This window comes from Chryseobacterium sp. UNC8MFCol (assembly GCF_000482305.1).
Taxonomy (GTDB): domain Bacteria; phylum Bacteroidota; class Bacteroidia; order Flavobacteriales; family Weeksellaceae; genus Chryseobacterium; species Chryseobacterium indologenes.
This window is the reverse complement of the sequence record NZ_AXUZ01000015.1, coordinates 28,006-48,686: the sequence shown is the minus strand read 5'-3', so window position 1 is coordinate 48,686 and position 20,681 is coordinate 28,006. Positions and strand designations below refer to the sequence as shown.

The window sequence follows — 20,681 nt, the reverse complement described above, 5'->3', positions numbered from 1 at the left end:
AGACGGAAGTACTATCCGGTATAAGATTTCTGCTATTGATTAAAAATTTTGATGAAACAGTTTGCAAAGACTAGCACAATATGTTTGTTTTTTAACCTGATTACCTTTCCTGCTCCCAGCCTCAGTATTTTAATTCCTTTTGATTGATTTCCCTTTTTTACCCTTTATTCAAATCCATTATTAGGATGTGTGACGGCAGTTGAAACGGACCTGCCTGGCTATCTGATACAGCAGTGAAACCCATTTCTTTTAAAAACTCCAAAAGAGGATCATGAGACAGCATATTGATCCACAGTACATCCGTGAAACTTACTGCAGACCTGCATTTTTTCCACAGAGAATCCCTTGTTTCAGGAGAATCGAATCCGGGAAGGATCACGAAACTGATTTCTGTAGACCTCTTACCTTCCTGAATTCCCGGATATACCGAACCACTTTTAATAATGCTGTATCCCACAGGTTGCTGATCTGCATATGTCATGATAAGTTGATTGGAAAGATCATTTAAATCGTTGATCATCTTTCTGGGATCTATCCCGTTTTTATATTTTTTGATGTCTTCTTCTGAAACAAAGTCTTTGTGTAAAGCATATACCGAAGAATCAAGAATGGTTATAAGATCAGAAATTCCCTCTTCAGAACCCACTGTAAATTTTGAAATGATATCCATGAATTTTTTTTACCAAAATTAGAAGATTAATCGATTCATAAAGGGTACAGTTGGTAAAAATATGATCGGTACAGAAATCTATTTTGTAAATTTGCCCGGTACAGATGACTGCATTATCATGAAACCATATAAATACGAAATTTTTACAAAGAGTATTGAAGAACAGATAAGGAATGGTCTTTTACAGCCAGGGGATCGTTTGCCGTCCGTCAGAGAAATTAAAGAAAGGTATCAATTGAGTACAAGCTCTGTACAAAGCGGCTTTGAATATCTGATGATTACAGGTCTTGCTGAAAGCCGTTTACGATCAGGTTACTTTGTGGCACAAAGGAAAGAAGAAAATATTCCGGAGGCCAGGACGCTGCTTCCTGTAGTAGTGAGAGATGAGGTATTTATGAAAAATATGCTGCTGACATCCCGAAGAACTTCCGAACCGGCTTCTTTTAATACGACAATGCCGGGAGACCTTTTGATTCCACAAAAATTGATACTGAGGACGATGCAGGAGGTAATTCGTAAGAAAGGGGCCGCACTTCTGAGATATTATCCTTCCGACGGATCCGGGGCATTACGAAAACAAATTTCAAAACAAATGAGAATGCATGGATGCCTCCTGAATCCGGATGAAATAATCATTACAGACGGAGCTTTGCAGGCACTCACTATTGCGCTGAGATCTGTGACAAAAGCAGGAGATGTAGTTGCGGTAGACAGTCCGTGTGTATTTTCCGTTCTGGAAGTTATTGCCAATCTTGGTCTTAAAGTAATTGAAATTCCTGTACAGTACCGGACAGGTTTTGATACAGACTATTTCCGGAAGGCTTGTAGCGAGCATAATATTAAAGCGCTTGCAGTAACCCCCAATTTTCATAATCCTACGGGAATCCTGATGAAGGATGAAACAAAAAAGGAAATAGTAAATATAGCGGAAACACATGAAGTATGTATTATAGAAAATGATATGTATTCCGATCTTTATTTTGAAGGGAAAAGGCCGAGTTGTATCAAAAGCTTTGATACCAGCGGAATTGTGATGATGTATTCTTCATTTTCAAAAACTTTGGCACCGGGGATCCGATTGGGATGGCTGTATGCCGGTAATTTTTATTCAAAATCTGAAAGAGCCAGATTTATTCTCGGACGTTCGGTGTCTCCGGTTTATCAGGAACTCATTCTTAGTCTTTTAAAGAATAACAGTTATGAAAGGCATTTGCGGTCTTTTCGGAAAAAACTGAATCATCAGGCCGTTGTGGTTCTAGACTGTCTGAGGAAGTTTTTTCCTGAAGAAGCTTACTTTCACCGGCCGCAGGGAGGATATAACATCTGGGGCCAACTTCCGGAAAAGACCGATATGAAAAAGTTTTATCATTATTGTGAAAATAACAGTATCATGTTTACTCCCGGAAATACATTTTCGCCGACCAGCAGATACAGTCATCATTTTAGGGTTGTTTTTGCAGAAAGAATTACCCCTGAAAACTTATTTCTTTTGGAAAATGCAGGAAAGAAGGTGAAAGAATTTTTCACTCATAAATAAACACTTCTTTCAGTGGGTTAGGGTGAAATGTAATCGGTTAATCTGCTGCCTTTCAGAATATTAATTTAATTGATGAGAAAAACCCGGTGAAACATCGTATTTCCCGGGAAATTCAGATTTTATTTCAAAAGTTAAATTCAATGTCGGAACGGTAAACCAAATTTCACCAATTATCATATTTTTTTTCAGCACAATTAGGCTGGAATCACCATAAAACCTATATTTGCAGCCTAAATTTTTAAATAAATGAAAGAACTAATTGAAAAAATCAACGCAGAATTTGAAGCGTTCACAACTGAGGCAAACCAACAAGCGGAAAAAGGGAACAAGGCAGCTGGTACAAGAGCTCGTAAATCAGCTTTAGAACTAAGCAAATTGTTCAAAGAATTCAGAAAAGTTTCTGTAGAAGAAGCTAAAAAATAATTCACCTTTAGCCGGCTTTTGAAGCCGGTTTTTTTTATACCCTTGGGTAACGCGGTATCATAGCTGTAAGGTCTGTCATTCAGCAATATCTGACATCTTGTTTTATTCAAATATTAAATTTTCTATTGCAGAAAGCTAAGCTCCTGTATAATTTGTATTTTAGAAATATCAATTACACAGAATATGCTGAAACATTCTTACCTTCTCTTTCTCTTTTTTTTGAACTTCTTTTCGGCACAAAAAATTTTAGTGGTAGACGCTGAAAATAACAAACCGATTTCCAATGCCAGGGTTCTTCTGCAACATCAACTCGTTTATACCAATGAAGACGGTTATGCAGCGGTGGAGCCAGGTTCGGCCAACTTCGAAATTTCAGCTTCAGGATTTCAAAAGGTGAAAATTCGTGAATTTCATTCTCCGGTACAGCTGAAACGGGTATATAAAAATATTGATGAAGTAAAAATGGTAAAAGTAGACCTCGAAAAACTACTTCAGGATGTTCATAATAATTATAAAAAGAGGTATTATAATGAGCCTTCCCAATATGATGTTCTTTATAAAGAAAAAAGAAGTGATAACAACCAGCTCCATCTTTTAGTGATTGCCGAAGCGAAATTATGGAACAGGACTAATTTTTACGATCGTAATAAATCTTTTGATAAGAATCTCCAAATGCAGCTGAATAATGTCAAATACTTTAAAAACCTAAAGTCAGACAGTATTTTTACACAGAAAATAAAGAGGTTTTCCGACGAATATATGGGAAATTATTTTTTTAATTTTGAATTAAGCCGAACACTGGCCCATGTAAAAAATAAGGGATCAAAATCTTCCGCCTGGATGTTTTTTAAAGAGGGAGATGAACAATTTATTACATTTAAAATCAAGTCAGGATTGGGAATCGACCTTGCAGGAGAAATGAAGTATCATGCAACTGATAAGGTGATCACCTATTTTGAGATTCATTATTTGCAGGACCAGTATCCTATGGTTAAAAGAAGAACAGGAGAAGGTGAAGAATTTGATTACCAGATGGGAAATGCCATACTTGTTTTTGATTTTTATAAAAACGGAGGAGTATATGTTCCTGCCATGAGCAGTCTTGAAGGGAATAAATACGTTGCTTACTACAAAGGAGTGAAGCATGAACGGAAGATCAGCAGAGAACTTATCTATAGTACTTTTAAAAGATCAGATACAAAAGGACTGAACCCTAAAGTAGATTTTACAAAAGATATCTGGGATAATGTTTCGGTCAGTGAGAATAAGAATAATACGGTTTTACTTTCCGTGGAAGAGCAGGCTTTTATCAGCAGGCCATCACCTGATTTCAGGCCAAAATAAAAGCAATTTTAAAGGAAATAATATTAATGTGTTGCTTTTTTTAGGAAATAATTTAATTTTTTTTAGCTAAAAGTCTTTAAAATATAGTGTTTAAGGGCTTTTTTGATGTAATTCCTTTATCATCTCGGTAATTTCTGTTATCTTTAAACCAATCAATATATACTATGAAGATAAATAGATTTTTTGCAGTACCGGCTGTAGTGTTGGCTGCCCAGTTTTCATGGGCTCAGGTAAAGGTAGATCCGTCAGAAAAACTTGATCCTGTCGTGAAAAGCTTTGTGGATGAAATCAATAACAATTCCCAACTTGAAAATATGGCTTATGAGCTGTTGGATGGGGTAGGTCCGCGTCTTGTAGGAACTCCGGAAATGTTGGCTGCCAATGAATGGAGTGCAGAAAAGCTTCGTTCATGGGGTGTGGAAGCTAATCTTCAGCAATTCGGAACCTGGAAAGGATGGCAAAGAGGAACAACCCATGTAGACATGGTCTATCCAAGAGTAAAATCCCTGACGGCCACACAGCTGGCATGGAGCCCGGCTACTAAAAAAGCCATTGAAGGAGAAGTGGTTATCCTGCCTAAAGTATCTACAAAGGCGGAATTTGACAAATGGCTTCCTTCTGTAAAGGGAAAAATAGTACTGATGGCACAATACCAGAAGGTCGGACGTTCTGATGAGCAGATTAAAGAATTTGCAACTCCGGAATTATACGAAAAGCTGAAAGCCGAAAAAGAGCAGGCCACAAAAGATTTTGCAGCATATGTAAAAAATATCGGCTACGATAATAACAGCCTTCCGGAAGCCCTGGAAAAAGCAGGAGCCGCAGGAATTGCCATTTCAAACTGGACCGGAATAATGGGGGCCAACAGGATCTTTGGAGCAAAAACTTCAAAAATCCCGATGGTTGATATTGATGTAGAAGACTACGGAATGCTTTACAGGATGGCAGAAAAAGGAGCTCAGCCTAAGATTAAAATTGACGCTCAATCAAAAATACTTCCCGATGCCAAAAGTTTTAATACTATTGGTATGATCAAAGGAAAAGAAAAACCGGATGAATATGTTATCCTTTCCGCTCACCTTGATTCGTGGGACGGAGCACAGGGCGCCACTGATAACGGAACAGGAACGCTTACGATGCTTGAAGCGATGAGACTTCTGAAAAAATATTATCCGAACAATAAAAGAACGATTGTGATAGGACTCTGGGGAAGTGAAGAGCAAGGCCTGAACGGTTCCAGAGGTTTTGTTGCAGATAATCCTCAAATTATCAAAGGAGTACAGGCAGCCTTCAACCAGGATAACGGAACAGGCCGTGTTGTGAATATCAGCGGACAAGGATTTGTAAAAGCATACGATTACATCGGAAAATGGCTGGAAGGGGTACCTAAAACTGTGAGAGGACACATTAAGACAGATTTCCCAGGAATGCCTGGTGGAGGAGGGTCGGACCATGCCTCATTTGTAGCAGCAGGAGTACCCGGATTTTCTTTAGGCTCTTTAAATTGGGGATATTTCGGTTACACATGGCATACGACGAAAGATACCTATGATAAGATTATTTTTGATGAAGTAAAAAATAATGTGGTTTTAACCGCTGCCCTTGCATATATGGCTTCCGAAGATCCTGAGTTTACAAACAGAGAGAAAAGAACCATGCCAAAAGATGAGAAATGGCCGGAAGCCAAAGAACCGAGAAGAAGCTCCAAAGAATATAAATAAACAAATATTTAATAACAATTTAATAACAATAGTAAAAAGGTCGCATCAATGGTGGCCTTTTTTTGTATTGGTACCTGGATGGATTTGAAATATTTTTTGTGAATGTCAAATAATTGGTTTCCAGTGTTTGATGTTTGATAAATGACTATTTTTAAAAAATAATAACGAATCAAAAATAAAACTATCATGAAACATTTAAAAAAAATTAAAAGAGAGGATTTAAAATCAGTGAATGGAGGTGTTGGAGAAAGACAGTGTAGAATAGGAGAACTTTTATGTTATACAGAGCAGTGTGTTCTTGTATGCATGGACGGATCGCAATGTCAGCCTTCTTTCTGTATTGATTAGTAGTTTTTAGTTTTTTAAATCGGATAAAGTAAAAGGCTGCCCGCAGAGGCAGCCGTTTACTATTATGGCAGGTAATTAAATACAGGTTTCCAGGTCCGGGAATTTTGAAATTGAAGGGGTGTATCCTTCATTGTCCAGCTTCCCAAAACCGTATCTACAGAAGATAAACGGAAGATCATTAGCGGCAGCAGAATCATGATCCGTTTGGGTATCCCCGATATAGACGGAATTTTCCGGCAACAGGTGGTTTCTCTCCATGATAAGTTTGATGTTTTCATCCTTTTTCTTTTGAGTCCGTCCGTGAGACTCAAAATCTACAAATACTTCATTGAATTGGTAATGCTCTAAAAAGGACTCAATATATCCATCCTGGCAATTGCTTACGATGAAAAGCTTGTACGTTTCTGATAATTTCTTTAGCGTGTTTTCGACACCGCTATATAAAGTTCCACCTTTTACACGTAATATTTTATTTTCCTGAGCAACGATCTGAGAAAGAATTTCCTGAACTTCTGCATCGCTGATTCCCGGGATCATATCTTTTACAATATCTTTCGCCAATAATCCCATATACGGGTCCATATCCTCAGGTTTCAGGTCTTTTTGTATAAGCTGGTGCCTCTGTAACACGTCATTCCAGATTGAAATAATTGTCAATCGCGGATCCCATAACGTTCCGTCTAAGTCAAAAATTAAGTTTTTGTATTTCAAAGGTTGTATTTTACTGGTTATATTAAATGGTGAAGGTATGGTGTTTCTACAGAATCATACTCAGTTGAACTCTTTTTCTGGCTTCATCCACTTCTGTAACTTTTACCCTTACATGTTGGTGAAGTTTTACGACTTCATTCACATCAGACACAAACCCGTCTTTCAATTGGGAGATATGCACCAAGCCACTTTCTTTGATTCCCAGATCTACAAAACATCCGAATGCGGTAATATTATTAACAATTCCCGGAAGTATCATGCCGGCTTTAAGGTCTTTGATGCTTTTTACATTAGGATCAAATTCAAAAACTTTAGCCGCTTTTCTGGGATCTAATCCAGGTTTTTCAAGTTCTTTTAAAATATCTTTGATGCCTAAGATTCCGATCTCTTCTGTAATATAATTTTCAGCCTTTATTTGAGCGATTTTTTCCTTATTGGCAATAAGTTCATCCGTTTTAATACCTAGATTTTTTGCCATTTTTTCAACAATTCCATAGGCTTCCGGGTGTACCGCAGAATTATCCAACGGATTTTTTGCATTTGAGATTCTTACAAAAGCTGCTGCCTGTTGAAAAGCTTTTTCTCCCAGTCTTGGAACTTTTTTCAATTGTTTTCGGTCTTCGAAAGCCCCGTTTTCAGCGCGATAATTGACAATGTTTTCAGCCATCTTCTCTCCGATTCCGGAAACATAGCTTAATAATGATTTACTCGCTGTATTTAAATTGATTCCTACTGAGTTCACACATTTCATGACCGTTGAGTCCAGTTCATTTTTCAGAAGGGTCTGGTCCACATCATGCTGGTATTGACCTACGCCTATAGATTTGGGATCAATCTTTACCAATTCTGCCAGCGGATCAGAAAGACGTCTTCCGATAGAGACGGCACCACGCACCGTCACATCATATGAAGGGAATTCGTCCCTTGCAATTTTACTTGCGGAATAAACCGATGCTCCGGCCTCAGAGACTACGAAAACCTGTAATGGCTTATCAAAAGCTATTTTCTTGATAAAAAATTCAGTTTCACGGCTTGCAGTACCGTTTCCGATAGAAATTGCTTCAATATTGTAAGCGTTGACCATCGAACGGATTTTTTTCATTGCCATGCCGCTCTCGTTCTGAGGGGCGTGAGGGTAGAGGGTCTCGTTATGAAGTAAATCTCCCTTTTCATCAAGGCAAACTACTTTACATCCGCTTCTGTATCCGGGATCAATAGCCAGAATTCTTTTTTCACCCAAAGGAGGAGCTAACAGAAGCTGACCAAGGTTTTCAGAAAATATTTCGATAGCTTTCTGGTCTGCTTTTTCTTTCGATTCCTGCAAAGCCTCATTGGAAATAGCAGGTTCTAAAAGCCTTTTATAGCTGTCTTTTATGGCTAATGCAATCTGTTCGGAACTTTCGTTATTGGACTTGATAATCGCTTTTTCAATAAAATCGATAGCTTCCTCTTTGTCAATTTCCACATTGGTTTTCACAAAGCCTTCCGATTCCGCTCTCAGCATCGCCAAAAGCCTGTGAGAAGGTGTTCTGCTGAGGTTTTCTTCCCATTCAAAATATTGGGAAAATTTCTGGGCATCTTCATCTTCTTTTTTAGCCTTTACCACCTTAGAGGTGATGACAGCTTTGCGTTGAAATATGCGGCGCAGGTTTTTACGTACATACATATTTTCGTTGATCCATTCAGCCATAATATCTCTGGCACCCTGCAGTGCTTCCTCTTCTGAAGAAACGTCTTGATTCAGGTATTTTGAAGCCAGAAACAATAGGTCATTGTTTTTTTGACTCATAATGATTCTGGCTAAAGGTTCAAGTCCTTTTTCCTTGGCTGCATCAGCTTTTGTTTTCTTGCGTTTTTTGAAAGGAAGGTAGAGGTCTTCCAATTCCTGTATATCAAAGCTTTCCTGAATTCTTTGTCGGAGTTCCGGTGTTAAAGCCTTCTGTTCATCAATGGATTTTAAGATCGATTCTTTTCTTTTGACAATTTCCTCAAACTGTTTGCTGATTTTTGAAATCTGCTCGATCTGGGTTTCGTCAAGATTTCCTGTTTTGTCCTTACGATAACGGGAAATAAAAGGAATAGTGCAGTCTTCTGCTAATAATTGTAACGTATTGTTGATGCTCTTTTCAGAAATATTGAGCTGCTTCTGTATAAATTCTACGGTCGTCATTGTTCTGTTTTCGGAAGGCTAAAATAGGATTTTAAAACGAAAAAGGCGAGTTGCCCCGCCTTGAATGTTTTCACAACGGAATAATCCTTATTGTGAATTGCTTTTCAAAATTATTGTTACAAATTATAGAAGAAAAAAATCTGGAAGTCATTATGGGAATCCGTAATTCGGATATTTTTTTCATTTCTAATTTTATGTGGTATCAAAAATTAATAATGATGATTAAAAATATACTTGGATTAGACAATCAACAATTCCAAAAAGCTTGAAGCCTATTTCCAAATTGCAGAAAAAAAATATAACCCAAAGATATAAAAGGTTCATATTCGATCATTAACAGATCTGGGCAATAAATATCATGTACATTAGTGTCAGGCTCAAATGTGCTAAACTACTTGTGGGTACCATTTATAATTCCATTTAAAACGACATTAGTTTTTGTATAATAAGCGAAGCGTTCGCGAATACGTTCGTTTCACTTAATTATTTTGTTCTGTTTGTTTTACTTCTTCCGTAATACAAAAATAAAAAGTATTATGATTTTATGCTAGTTGGCTTTTTGAATATCAATATGTTTAAAATTTCCGGAAAAATACAATGACTTTGTTCTCAAAAAAATATTATACATGAAACTCACATTTTAAAGAAACAAGTGTAAACTATCGTTTGGCTGCAGAAAACTGCGAATCTTCTTAATACCCAAATTGATACACTTACGCCCGTGTCCATATACGGGCGCGGGCTGAGTCTTTCTGGCATTAGGTTCTTCGCAGTACCTCTGTAGCAGATTGATTTCAGTTCCGCGCCTTTTGCTTTGTCTAATATCTGTTCCCTATAGGATTTAGAGGATATAAGATTCTCGGTTCTGTCATCGTACGGCTATATCTTTACCTTAGTTTTAGAAAATAAAACATACTCTTTTAATACAAATTTTTATGGAAACACTCTATTTATCGGAGTAATATAAACTACCGTAAAAAAAACATATTAAAATGTGTTTTTCCCTATAATGGGAATTAAAAATAATTTTTATATTCACAAAAAATTACAAAAAATGAAAAAAAACTATTTAGGTGCAATATTCCTATGCACAACTCTGGGCGTTTCTGCCCAACAAACAGAAGTCTACTTCAAGTATGACGAAGCAGGTAACCAACGCTACCGCGGCCCCGAAGCCACTGCAAAGCAAGCTGCCAACAGCATAAAGACTACATCTCTAGCAAGCCCTCAGACCATGGATGAAAAAGCATTCTGGAAACAAGTACGGCTGTACCCCGTTCCGGTCAACGATGTGTTAACCATTGATTGGACGGAGGAAACGGACAAAATGATAGAATCTGTTTCACTTTATCAGCACAGTACAGTTCATTGGAAATTCCAGCAGCAGAATTTACCAAGCTTGAATAGGCAGTTGAAAATAAATATGACCGGCTACGACTGGGGTATTTATATACTACGCTTTACTTTAAAAGATGGAAGGATTTTCAGTAAAAACATAACCAAAAGATAATCGGCCATGGAAAAATATTACAGCAAGAAAATACAATTATTTTCCTCCCTTATCTTGTCATGTCTTTCTATATTGGTTTTTTCCCAGGCTTCATCTTCAGACAAGTTTCATGATACCAAAGGAAATATTGAGGTGACCAAAGCGGGACAACTCCAATATACGTTAACCGTTGACCTTCCTCCGGGTGTTCAAAATGTTGCTCCTAACATCAGTTTGGCTTACGTAAGTGGGGCAACCAATGGCCTTGCCGGCTATGGTTGGAATATTTCAGGAATGAGCTCTATTTCCCGGATAGGTAAAAATCTTGAAAAGGATGGCATAACAAAAGGAGTCCAATTGGATTATTCCGATTATTACGGCTTTAATGGACAGAGGTTGATATTAAAATCAGGAGAATATGGTAAGGATGGTGCAGAATATGTAACAGAAAAGTATTCGAATATAAAGATTAAATCTGTGGGCTCTATTTCCGGACAGGCTTGGCAAGGTCCGGAATACTGGGAAGTAACCTTTGATGATGGTTCTCAAGCATGGTATGGAGCCATTGCTGCAGGGGCTAGCCCGGCAAGAACCCCCATCGATTATAATATAGTGAAATCAAAAGATATTAGTGGTAATTATATTACCTATAAATATGTTGCAGATGGTAATGTATCCGTTATCAGTAGTATTGAGTGGGGAGGAAATGAATCACAGAATACACCACATATTAATAAGATTGATTTTACTTTTATAGCAAGGCCAATGCCTGAGACAGCTTATATAAAAGGAGCTCTTCTTTCCCAATCAAAGCTTCTTGAATCGATCATTGTGTCTACAAATAACAAACAATACAAAAAATATAATGTAAACTATAAAACTGATGGGCAAAAAACGGATTACAGATATCTGGACAAAATAACTGTTTTAAACAGTAAGAATGAAGAGGCAAATCCTGTAATATTTACCTATGAAAAGTCATATGGGCCAAATTCAAACGGAACATATTTTGAATTTGATTATAATTATCAAGGAATACTAAAGCTTAATAGTAACACTGATGTATTGGGAGATTTTGATGGTGACGGCACTCTTGATTTATTAAGATACCATTCACAAACATCAGTTAAAATACCTCAGACAGGAGTATATCTGTATAAAGATTTTTATCAGTATGATCATGAATCTTATATTCAAGCTCCAATATTCACAGGAAATTCTTTATCAATGATGAATGATGCAATAGCTGTGAATGTAAAAAAGAATAATCTTATTCATAGCCGGCAAAGTTTTGTCATTATGAAACAGATTAATAATACTTCTAAACCTGACCTTGAGCTGTCTTTTTATAGTATCACTGAAAATAATCAGTTGGTTCTGGATTTTAAAAAGGTTATTCCTAACGCCGATTATGACAATTCCGATGGTGGCGGGCAAAATGGAACAACCACCACAATTATAGGAATAAAAAGTGTTGATTTCAATGGGGATGGGCTCAGTGAAATTGTCTTGCAGCTCAATGATCGGGAGTGCTGGTTAATACATCCTAACGATTCTGCCAAATTACCCCACACCTGTATAGATTATGGAAGATCTTATGTGATTGATCCTGATGAGTCTATTTCGACTGACCAGTGGTTTTACCCTTTATCATTATACAAAGCTGGTAAAGAAGACGTATTCACTAGTTATAGAGCAGGAGATTTTAATGGTGACGGGATGTTTGATTTCCTAAAAATTGATCAGAATAAGAAACCATTACTGATTACGTTTAAAAAAAATCTTCAAGGTAAGTATGAATCCAGTATTTCACCTTTTATTCAAGATAACAATGAAACTATAAAAGGGACATGGGATGATAGTTTGGTTGGGGATTATAACGGGGATGGACTTAGTGATATCATGATGCCAACTTCAGACACTTCAGCATTTTGGTATCGCTATACTTCAAAGGGAAATGGCTTCAAGGAAGAAATTATCGGTTTTATGCGACCTCAGAGAGATCGTTTAGTTTTGAAGGATCCCGACCAGAGTATCAAAATCTACAATCCTAGGACTTTTGTAGCCTACGATATTAACAATGATGGTAAAACTGATCTTATAAGCCTTGAATCACAAAGGTTTTTGTATAGACGGCCTGCTTTGGATAATTCTTCAGGAGCGGGTTACAAAGCTGATAATAACTATTTAATTAATGTTTTTTCAATTTTTGGAGGACAGAATAGTCTTTTGAAGATCAACAGGGGAGGCTACAACTATAACCTAAATAATGATAATATAAATTCAGTAATAGCAGTAAATTCGGAAGATATGATTGGAATTCCTGTGGACTTGTGGACAGGAGCGATGCTGAAGCGGGCTGTTTTTGCTTCTATCGGAACAGTAGACCGTCCATATGGTACCGTACAAAGTACTATAGCATCAAAATACTTTGATATAGCAATGGAAGCCCGCATTAATAAGATTTCACAAGCAGGCCTCACCACCGAGATTATTTATAAGCAATTAGACAAAGTGAAAAACCCGGGCCTGTATGATGGTGCCAAAACAGAAAGTTATCCTTACGTTGAAATCAATCAGTCAACAGGAATGTATGTAGTTTCCGGGATGACCCAAAGTACAACTTCAGACAAAAAGCTGAAACAGGATTTCAGGTACAGAGGACTTACTTCCAATATACTGGGAAGAGGGATGATCGGATTCAGAAAAACGGCCCGCTCATCCTGGTACTCCGATGGTTTTGAAAACACAAAAGTATGGAGTGGCCTTGAAATTGACCCTTTAAATGATGGAGTTCCCGTAAAAGAGTGGTCGATCAGAACGACTACGGAATCAGAAATATTCCCGGCGGATGTTTCAGAAAATAACACCCAGCTAGTAAGCTTTAAGTCAAGGGTATATCAAATTGATAAACTGCTGAACGGGCAGGTAGTAACAACTGTATCCGATGCTGACAAGGCTAAAGTAGTTACAGCCATTGTTCCGAAAACAACTAAAGGAAAAAATTTCTTAAATGGAATTACTTCAGAAAGCACCATGACTTATGGTCAATATTACCTTCCGGCCCAACGTGTAGCGAAGATCAATACAGACTATGCGGTAACAACTTCAAGTTATGAATATAATAATAACCCATCAGGCTCTGGCTCAGACTACCATATCGGTCGTCCGACATCCAAAACAGAAGTAGTTCAGGCATATGGGGATACTAAATCTGGAAAAGAGGAATACACTTATGAAAATAATCGCATTAAAACCGTAAAAAAATGGAACAGGAATAATTCAGCATACTTATTAGAAACCTATATTTATGATAACTTTGGAAATGTCACACAGCTGACAACAAGTAACAGTGTAGATTCCCAGACAAGGACTGCAAAATCAGATTTTGAAAGTACGGGTAGATATATAGTAAAGAAAACGGATAATCTGGGATTAGAAACCGGCTTTACTTATAATGACTGGGGACAGGTATTGACTCACACAGACCCATTAGGAAATACCCTTATCAATACATATGATGACTGGGGTAAACTGATGACTACCACATCAAGTTTGCAGGGTACAACTTCTTACCTGTACGAAAGGGATAATAAAGCCAATACCATTGTGACTAAAAATGCTCCGGATGGTGATGTGTTAAAAAAGTGTACGAATATATTAGGACAAGATTACAAAACGACCACCAAAGCATTCGGACAGGGACAGTATATTTCTCAAGAAACACAATATGATATCTTAGGAAGAAAAGTGAAGGAGTCTGAGCCTTACTTTGAGGGTCAGAGTGCCGGTCAGTGGAATACTATTGCTTACGATGACTCTGTATTTCCTGCTAAAACAACAGTTACGGCCTCAGGCGGTAAACAAACGGAAACAAGTGTTTCAGGTCTGACGACCAGCGTTAAAGAAAAGAATGGATATGGAAGAATTACTTCCAAAACAATTGATGCCCTGGGCAATGTCATATCCTCAACAGACAAAGGAGGAACGGTACAATTTTCTTACAATGCTGCAGGAGAACAGATACTGTCTCGGTATGCCAAAAATATCGTGACAACAAAGTATGATTCCTGGGGAAGAAAAGCTGGATTTAATGACCCTTCCAATGGGTTATATAAATATGAGTACGACATATTGGGGCAGCTTAAGAAAATCACCAGCCCGAAAGGGACCAAAAAATATACCTATAATAACCTTGGACAGCTGATTTCCCAAAAAGAATTTTCTAGCATAAACGGAGGTTTGATGACCAATAAGACGATTAATTTCATCTATAATAATAAAGGAATACTTACTTCAAGATCCGGTACCATAAATGGAAAGGCAGCAGCCACAAGTTTCACTTATGACAGCCAGGGAAGATTACAATCTTCAATAGAGACCAGCTATGGTAACACGTATGTCCAAAACAAGATTAGATATGATAATATTGGAAGGGTGACAAGATATCGGAAAGAGCTACACTCTTCAGGAGCTGTCACCGGAGTCAATGTAGTAAACCGATACAATACATGGAACGGAGAATTCTATCAGATTATCGATAAACAAACAGGAAATACCCTTTGGGAACTGAAAGAAACAAATGCCAAAGGACAGGTACTAAAAGCTAAACTTGGCCAGTCAGAAATTAATAATACTTATGACAGTAATGGATTTTTAGCAGGTGTCAATCATTCATCTTCGCTCAGTCCTTCTATTCTTCTGGTCAATTATTCTTTTGATGCGATACTGAATGAACTGAAAAACAGGACTACGGGTGGTGATTTTAATATTACCGAATCTTTTGATTATGATGATAATAACCGTTTGGTCAACTGGACGGATCCTGTAACCGGAATTAAACCTTCCAATAACAGAAATATTTATGATGGTAAGGGAAGAATTATGCAGAATGATCAGGTGGGAACTATGAAGTACGAAAATTTTGCTAAGATTTATCAGCCTACAGGCATGACCTTAAATGCGGCAGGAATTCAAAACAACAATGACCTTATCCAGTCTGTTTCTTATAACGAAAATAATGATCCTGTATTTATTGACGGTGAAAAAGGAGATGTAGCGTTTCAGTATGGGTTAACAGCCATGAGACAGCAGGTAACGTATGGAGGAAACTTCGGAAGCGATAAGCAAGGTCAGTTCACTAAATCTTATAGTGAAGACGGAAGTTTTTGAGGTGATAAAAAATAATGCCACAGGTCAGGAAAAACATATTCTCTACATTGGCGGCAGTCCTTATGAATCTAATATTGTATATTTGAAAGAGCTGGGCCAGACGAGTGGTTCTTATAAATTTTTGCATAAAGATTATATAGGAAGTATACTGGCCATCAGTGACGAAAATGGTAAAAAACTGGAGCAGAGGCATTATGATGCGTGGGGTAATATAACCCATGTGAAGATCGGAGACGGGGCAATCATCACAGACCAGGCTGGCATTCTGAGCGAAGCAAATAATCTCATTCTTGACCGGGGCTATACCTCGCATGAACATTTTGCAGCTGTTGGTGTTATCCATATGAACGGCAGGTTGTATGATCCTCTGTTAAGAAGATTCCTGAATGCTGATGAAAATATACAGGATCCTACAAATACCCAGAACTACAATAAGTACGGGTATGTAATGAACAACCCGCTGATGTATAATGATCCTAGCGGGGAGTTTCTAATGTGGCTTTTGGGGGCATTTGTAGGGGGATATCTTAATGGTGTGGCAGCTAATGGAGGCCAATGGAACCCAGGAAAATGGAACTGGGAAAGCACATGGAGTGCCGTATTGGGAGGTGCCATTGGTGGGGCAGCTGTTTCCGGAGCCTTAGGAAATATAGCCAGTAATGCAGGAGCCATTAAAAGCTTCCTGCCGGGAATTGTTTCGGGAGGATTGAATTCGGCATTTAACGGAGGTAATTTTCTAGGTGGAGCTATAGGAGGAATAACTTATTCTGGTGATTTATTTACTAATAAAATTACTTCCACTGATGGAATTAGTACAGCTTATAAGTATATTATTTCTCCAAATTATAACGATGAAGGTGAAACGGAACAATATTTCCAGATGGGAGGTTTTGGTCAATATGGTGCAAGTGGAGGAATAAAACCTCCGTTTGATAAAGCTGAAATAGGTCAATTAGCTTCAGCAGGTATAGTATCAGCGGTTACTGCAAGAGTATTAATGGGAGCCATTGGTACAGAAGTAGCAGGTGCTGGAGTTATTGGCGCTGGAGGTGGTCTTACTTGGTCTTCAGCAGTAAGTACTGGTACAACAATTCTTGCGAGGACTTTTGCTTTGGGATTATTATTATCAGTGAGAGGTGATAGCTCGGGACCGCCTAAAGCTTATGTTTACACAATAATGGGACATAGTGATATTGCTAAATTCGGGGTAACAAGAGCACAAGATCCTGATAGTAGGCCAGAAAGACAAATATCTGGACTTAATAGACGTTATGCAAAGGATGGTCCTCATAGTTGGATTTATTTACATCAAGGTGTATCCCAAAGTGAAGCTTTTTTGTATGAAAAATATTATGTATGGCAATATTGGCAAGCTCATAATAGAATGCCTTATGCACAAAAGTATCCTAAAGAAGATGCTGTAACAAGATTTTTATATAAATACCTTAATTTGAAATAATGAGAAATATTTGGTTCACAATTTATTCATCACCTAAAGATGATGATAAATACGAAGGAATTACAAATTATAGAACCTTAATTGAACTATTACTTATCCCTGCCATTCAGAATAAGCTTAATAGAGATAAAAAGGTCCAAAAGTATATGTTAATGTTTTCAAATAATATTGAAAGTGATGATATTAAACTTTTTAAGGATTTGCATTATGAAAAGAAAGTAGAGGATGGAATAGTCAACCTTTATGTGTCGACAAAAACTATTAATTGGAATAATCTTTTGGAGCAGGAAAGAAAAGATTTTCTAATAGAAAAGTGGAAAGTGCTTTTTAGTAACTTGTCCGATGATTATTTCGTCACTGACAAATCAGAGGTTATTACATCTTTAGAAGAACTTAAGAATAAGAATTGGAAGATCACAAGTTCACCATTTAAAAGGAAGGTAAAATATAACAAAGAAAACTATGCTGTAGTGTTGGATGTTACAACAAACAGAGCCCAATTGGCTTTAGTAAGAGATTCTGACGGAAAATGGTTTAAGCTGAAAGATTATGATACCTGGAAAATAATGACGGATGTTAATTTCAAAGGCTTCCAATTGGAAGGAGATACTTTAACATTTGTCTACAAGAATTTTTTCAATACAATGTTTGAATCTCCTGTTGTTTTCGACCTGAAAGAGATCATAAAATAACCATTAAACAAAAGCAGGAGCTTTCCTGCTTTTGTTTAAAATAAACTAAAATATGGAAAATTATTAAATACCTTAATGATTCTTTGCTGCCTATTATGTTATAAGTTATGTACAGCACAATCTTCTCCAAAGTATATAGAAATTGAATGGAAAAATGGTAGTGAAGCAGCAAAGAAAATAATGAAAAGTGAATTTTATTATGATCCACTAGATGCATGGTCCCCTTTTGGAAGTGATATTGGAAATGATATATATTATTTGTATTGTGATTGGAAACGAAATTCTCCAAACGAAAATTTGAGAAAATTTATGGATCGAGAACTTCTCAGCTCAGGATATCCCACATTCGATCTACATATGGATGGTAAAAATCCCGTAGCATTGAAAGCTGTAGTTAGTGCTATGCGTAATAATTATATTGATTTGAATACTATTGACGAAAAAGTGATTTCCCTAGCTTTTACTCAATTGTTTTTAGAAGGTCGTATCGAGCCTGAAGTGAAAAAATGGGCAGAGGCCGCTTTTAGTAGAGAAGCCGTTTATCTGAATTTCTGGGGAAGCGGAAAAGATGAAATGAAAGAGAGAAAAGAAAGAGAAGAAAGAATGAATCAGCTTTTAAGTGACTTACGCAAAGGGTAAGCCGTTTTATTTACATTAATAAATGGAAAAGAATTCATATTTATGTCATTTTTGAAGTTTTAGAAATTAAAAAGAAGTCAAAAAAGGCTTTACTATAACAGAAATAGGAAAAAGGTTTTGTTGGTCTTTATAATTCAAATACTAAAACTTTATTAACTTCAGATTATAAAAAAATCCCCGATGTATATATATCATGGGGATTTTAATTTTTGCCAACCATTATATTAGATATTAGTATTTGGTTATGATATTTTTTAATTCGGTGAATTCCCGGTAATTTTAAACGTTAAAAATGTAAATTACAGAACCGAGAAATTGAGTTCTATTTTTTTCAAATTTACCTCTTCATTCTGTTTCTCGAAATCATATTGGTAACCTTTCACAAAATTGCTGTAACTCTTTTTTAAAAGCCTTAAACCTTCTTTCCATCTTGGATCATCAAAATATGGTTCATGGTTTAATAAATTAATTACACTCTCCCATATTGTTTATTTGCTGAGTTGTAGCTCCGGTGCTCCATGTATAAGTGTTAAAAACTGGCCCAGCATCGAGAGAAGTTTTTCCCTCAATACAAATAATTTTATCAACCAGTACCTGCAATGTTATATGTTTTGTTGGCTGTATTTTAATCAAAATAATGTTAGTTTTCAATAAATATTTATATTTATGGTTTATCTTCCAATTATCATGATTGATACTATTTGTGAAAATGATATAAGATTCTAAGTATCAAATTATTTTATTCATAAGTTCAAATAAACTGTCTTATCGCATTTCTTGATATATGATAAGATGTCAATAATAATGTTTTTCTATTTTTGTAACCGAAAACAACAAAGATTTCAATAAACTTATTTAAACAGTTCAATATGAAAAAAATTAGCGTAATTGCATTGGTAGCAGTAGGATTACTGGCAGTATCATGTAACAATAAAGAAAAAACAACCGATACAGCAGTAGCTACTGAACAGTCTGTTGCTGAAGGAAAAGGAGAAGCATTAGCAGTAGATACGGTAACTTCTGTAGTAAACTGGAAAGCTTTCCACAAAGGAGGTTTTGCACCTCGTTGGGGTACCTTAAACATAAAATCAGGCGACCTGAATATTGAAGGTGGGCAGCTTGTAGCAGGAAGCTTTACTATAGATATGACTTCTATTAAAGTTGATCCGGCTTCCGTAACTGAAAAAGACAAAAAACCGGCTGACCTTGAAACACACCTTAAAAGTGCAGATTTCTTTGCAGTGGATAAAAATCCGGTGTCAGACTTTAAAATTACAAGCGTAGCAGATGTAAAAGATGCACCTAAAGATGCTGTAGCAGGAGCTAATAAAACAATCAGCGGAAACCTGACATTATTAGGAAAAACAATGAATGTTTCTTTCCCTGCAAAAGTAAATGTTACAGATGCTTCGGCCGATATTCAGGCTAAGTTTACCGTAAACAGAGCTGATTGGGGAATTAAATTCGGTACATCTGAAGCTGATCCTGCAGAATGGATGATCAGTAAAGATATCGAAATTGCTATCGATGTGAAAGCAAAAAAATAATTGAAGATTACTTTCAATACTCATAAAGCTGCCTTGAGAAAGGCGGCTTTTTTGTGGTATTTATTTAACTTTTTTTAGCATTTTATTGTACAGCACGGCATCATATTTTCTCTTTTAACCCTATAACACCAAAAGATAATATTATGTCAAAAAAAATTGCAATTCTTGCGACAAACGGTTTCGAGGAAAGTGAGCTTCAATCTCCAAAAGAATATCTGGAGCAACAGGGATGGACGGCAGACATTGTAAGCCCGGAATCCGGTACTATTAAAGCCTGGGCTGAAAAAGACTGGGGAAAAGAATATAATGTTGACAGAACATTGAGTGACGTTAAGGCTTCAGATTATGACGCGTTGGTGCTTCCCGGGGGTGTTCTTAATCCTGATAAGTTGAGGACTGATGATCAGGCGCTTTCCTTTGTTAAGGATTTCTTTGTACAAAATAAGCCGGTTGCGGCTATCTGTCATGGACCACAGATCCTGATCAACGCTGAAGTGGTGAATGGTAGGAATATGACCTCCGTACATTCAATCAGCAAAGATTTAATGAACGCCGGAGCTCATTGGGAAGATAAAGAAGTTATCGTAGACAACGGATTGGTAACGAGCAGAACCCCAAAAGATCTTCCTGCTTTTAATGCTAAAATGGTGGAAGAATTCAAGGAAGGAAAACATGTAGAACAAGGGATATAGTTCACATTAAAAATTGGAAAGCCCGGAATTATTGATTCCGGGCTTTTTTTATTGTGTTGAAAAATTC

Annotated in this window: 15 protein-coding genes; 12 read left to right on the top strand and 3 right to left on the bottom strand. The window is 36.9% G+C overall.

Annotated elements, in window-relative coordinates; genetic code table 11:
• Window positions 1-157: 157 nt before the first annotated feature.
• Window positions 158-670: a hypothetical protein gene (locus M030_RS0109565; RefSeq protein ID WP_027373303.1), complete on the bottom strand. Its 513-nt coding sequence runs from the start codon at window positions 668-670 to the stop codon at window positions 158-160.
• Window positions 671-731: 61 nt separating this feature from the next.
• On the opposite strand from M030_RS0109565, the gene M030_RS0109560 reads away from it, so the two are divergent.
• The 5 genes from M030_RS0109560 to M030_RS26070 all read left to right on the top strand — a co-directional run bounded on the left by M030_RS0109560 (window position 732) and on the right by M030_RS26070 (window position 6,043).
• Window positions 732-2,207: a PLP-dependent aminotransferase family protein gene (locus tag M030_RS0109560; RefSeq protein ID WP_228375203.1), complete on the top strand. Its 1,476-nt coding sequence runs from the start codon at window positions 732-734 to the stop codon at window positions 2,205-2,207.
• Between the two features lie 246 nt (window positions 2,208-2,453).
• Window positions 2,454-2,630 carry a histone H1 gene (locus tag M030_RS0109555; RefSeq protein WP_027373301.1) on the top strand — a complete coding sequence of 59 codons (177 nt, stop codon included), beginning with the start codon at window positions 2,454-2,456 and terminating at the stop codon, window positions 2,628-2,630.
• A gap of 183 nt (window positions 2,631-2,813) precedes the next feature.
• Window positions 2,814-3,974, top strand: coding sequence for a carboxypeptidase-like regulatory domain-containing protein (locus tag M030_RS0109550; RefSeq protein WP_027373300.1), 1,161 nt, complete (start codon window positions 2,814-2,816; stop codon window positions 3,972-3,974).
• Window positions 3,975-4,138: 164 nt separating this feature from the next.
• Window positions 4,139-5,695, top strand: a complete 1,557-nt coding sequence (locus M030_RS0109545; protein WP_027373299.1) for a M20/M25/M40 family metallo-hydrolase — start codon at window positions 4,139-4,141, stop codon at window positions 5,693-5,695.
• A 186-nt stretch (window positions 5,696-5,881) separates the two neighbouring features.
• On the top strand, window positions 5,882-6,043 hold the full coding sequence (locus M030_RS26070) for a bacteriocin-like protein (RefSeq protein ID WP_410492704.1): 162 nt from the start codon (window positions 5,882-5,884) through the stop codon (window positions 6,041-6,043).
• A gap of 75 nt (window positions 6,044-6,118) precedes the next feature.
• Here M030_RS26070 and M030_RS0109535 read toward each other — a convergent pair whose 3' ends face one another.
• Window positions 6,119-6,754: an HAD family hydrolase gene (locus M030_RS0109535; protein WP_027373298.1), complete on the bottom strand. Its 636-nt coding sequence runs from the start codon at window positions 6,752-6,754 to the stop codon at window positions 6,119-6,121.
• A 46-nt stretch (window positions 6,755-6,800) separates the two neighbouring features.
• A complete protein-coding gene (locus tag M030_RS0109530) occupies window positions 6,801-8,924 on the bottom strand; it encodes a Tex family protein (RefSeq protein WP_027373297.1) in 2,124 nt (707 codons plus the stop codon).
• A 1,054-nt stretch (window positions 8,925-9,978) separates the two neighbouring features.
• On the opposite strand from M030_RS0109530, the gene M030_RS0109520 reads away from it, so the two are divergent.
• The 7 genes from M030_RS0109520 to M030_RS0109495 all read left to right on the top strand — a co-directional run bounded on the left by M030_RS0109520 (window position 9,979) and on the right by M030_RS0109495 (window position 20,614).
• Window positions 9,979-10,434 (top strand): T9SS type A sorting domain-containing protein, encoded by a 456-nt coding sequence (locus tag M030_RS0109520; protein WP_027373296.1) that lies wholly within the window; start codon window positions 9,979-9,981, stop codon window positions 10,432-10,434.
• Window positions 10,435-10,440: 6 nt separating this feature from the next.
• A complete protein-coding gene (locus M030_RS23945; protein ID WP_051584985.1) occupies window positions 10,441-15,585 on the top strand; it encodes a SpvB/TcaC N-terminal domain-containing protein in 5,145 nt (1,714 codons plus the stop codon).
• The gene (locus M030_RS24915) at window positions 15,515-17,044 is read left to right on the top strand and encodes an RHS repeat domain-containing protein (protein WP_081806316.1); all 1,530 of its coding nucleotides are present in this window, start codon (window positions 15,515-15,517) and stop codon (window positions 17,042-17,044) included. The genes M030_RS23945 and M030_RS24915 overlap by 71 nt, the downstream gene beginning before the upstream one ends.
• On the top strand, window positions 17,044-17,736 hold the full coding sequence (locus tag M030_RS0109510; protein ID WP_027373295.1) for a hypothetical protein: 693 nt from the start codon (window positions 17,044-17,046) through the stop codon (window positions 17,734-17,736). The genes M030_RS24915 and M030_RS0109510 overlap by 1 nt, the downstream gene beginning before the upstream one ends.
• Before the next feature lie 75 nt (window positions 17,737-17,811).
• Entirely contained in the window at window positions 17,812-18,375 is a 564-nt protein-coding gene (locus tag M030_RS0109505) for a hypothetical protein (RefSeq protein ID WP_034722390.1), read from the top strand.
• An 869-nt stretch (window positions 18,376-19,244) separates the two neighbouring features.
• On the top strand, window positions 19,245-19,922 hold the full coding sequence (locus tag M030_RS0109500; protein ID WP_027373293.1) for a YceI family protein: 678 nt from the start codon (window positions 19,245-19,247) through the stop codon (window positions 19,920-19,922).
• A 143-nt stretch (window positions 19,923-20,065) separates the two neighbouring features.
• Window positions 20,066-20,614 carry a type 1 glutamine amidotransferase domain-containing protein gene (locus M030_RS0109495; RefSeq protein WP_027373292.1) on the top strand — a complete coding sequence of 183 codons (549 nt, stop codon included), beginning with the start codon at window positions 20,066-20,068 and terminating at the stop codon, window positions 20,612-20,614.
• The last annotated feature ends 67 nt before the right edge of the window (window positions 20,615-20,681 follow it).

Coding starts and splice junctions, on each gene's coding strand:
- M030_RS0109565 (WP_027373303.1), bottom strand. CDS start 670: ATGGATATCATTTCAAAATTTACAGTGGGTTCTGAAGAGGGAATTTCT.
- M030_RS0109560 (WP_228375203.1), top strand. CDS start 732: ATGATCGGTACAGAAATCTATTTTGTAAATTTGCCCGGTACAGATGAC.
- M030_RS0109555 (WP_027373301.1), top strand. CDS start 2,454: ATGAAAGAACTAATTGAAAAAATCAACGCAGAATTTGAAGCGTTCACA.
- M030_RS0109550 (WP_027373300.1), top strand. CDS start 2,814: ATGCTGAAACATTCTTACCTTCTCTTTCTCTTTTTTTTGAACTTCTTT.
- M030_RS0109545 (WP_027373299.1), top strand. CDS start 4,139: ATGAAGATAAATAGATTTTTTGCAGTACCGGCTGTAGTGTTGGCTGCC.
- M030_RS26070 (WP_410492704.1), top strand. CDS start 5,882: ATGAAACATTTAAAAAAAATTAAAAGAGAGGATTTAAAATCAGTGAAT.
- M030_RS0109530 (WP_027373297.1), bottom strand. CDS start 8,924: ATGACGACCGTAGAATTTATACAGAAGCAGCTCAATATTTCTGAAAAG.
- M030_RS0109520 (WP_027373296.1), top strand. CDS start 9,979: ATGAAAAAAAACTATTTAGGTGCAATATTCCTATGCACAACTCTGGGC.
- M030_RS23945 (WP_051584985.1), top strand. CDS start 10,441: ATGGAAAAATATTACAGCAAGAAAATACAATTATTTTCCTCCCTTATC.
- M030_RS24915 (WP_081806316.1), top strand. CDS start 15,515: ATGGAGGAAACTTCGGAAGCGATAAGCAAGGTCAGTTCACTAAATCTT.
- M030_RS0109510 (WP_027373295.1), top strand. CDS start 17,044: ATGAGAAATATTTGGTTCACAATTTATTCATCACCTAAAGATGATGAT.
- M030_RS0109505 (WP_034722390.1), top strand. CDS start 17,812: ATGATTCTTTGCTGCCTATTATGTTATAAGTTATGTACAGCACAATCT.
- M030_RS0109500 (WP_027373293.1), top strand. CDS start 19,245: ATGAAAAAAATTAGCGTAATTGCATTGGTAGCAGTAGGATTACTGGCA.
- M030_RS0109495 (WP_027373292.1), top strand. CDS start 20,066: ATGTCAAAAAAAATTGCAATTCTTGCGACAAACGGTTTCGAGGAAAGT.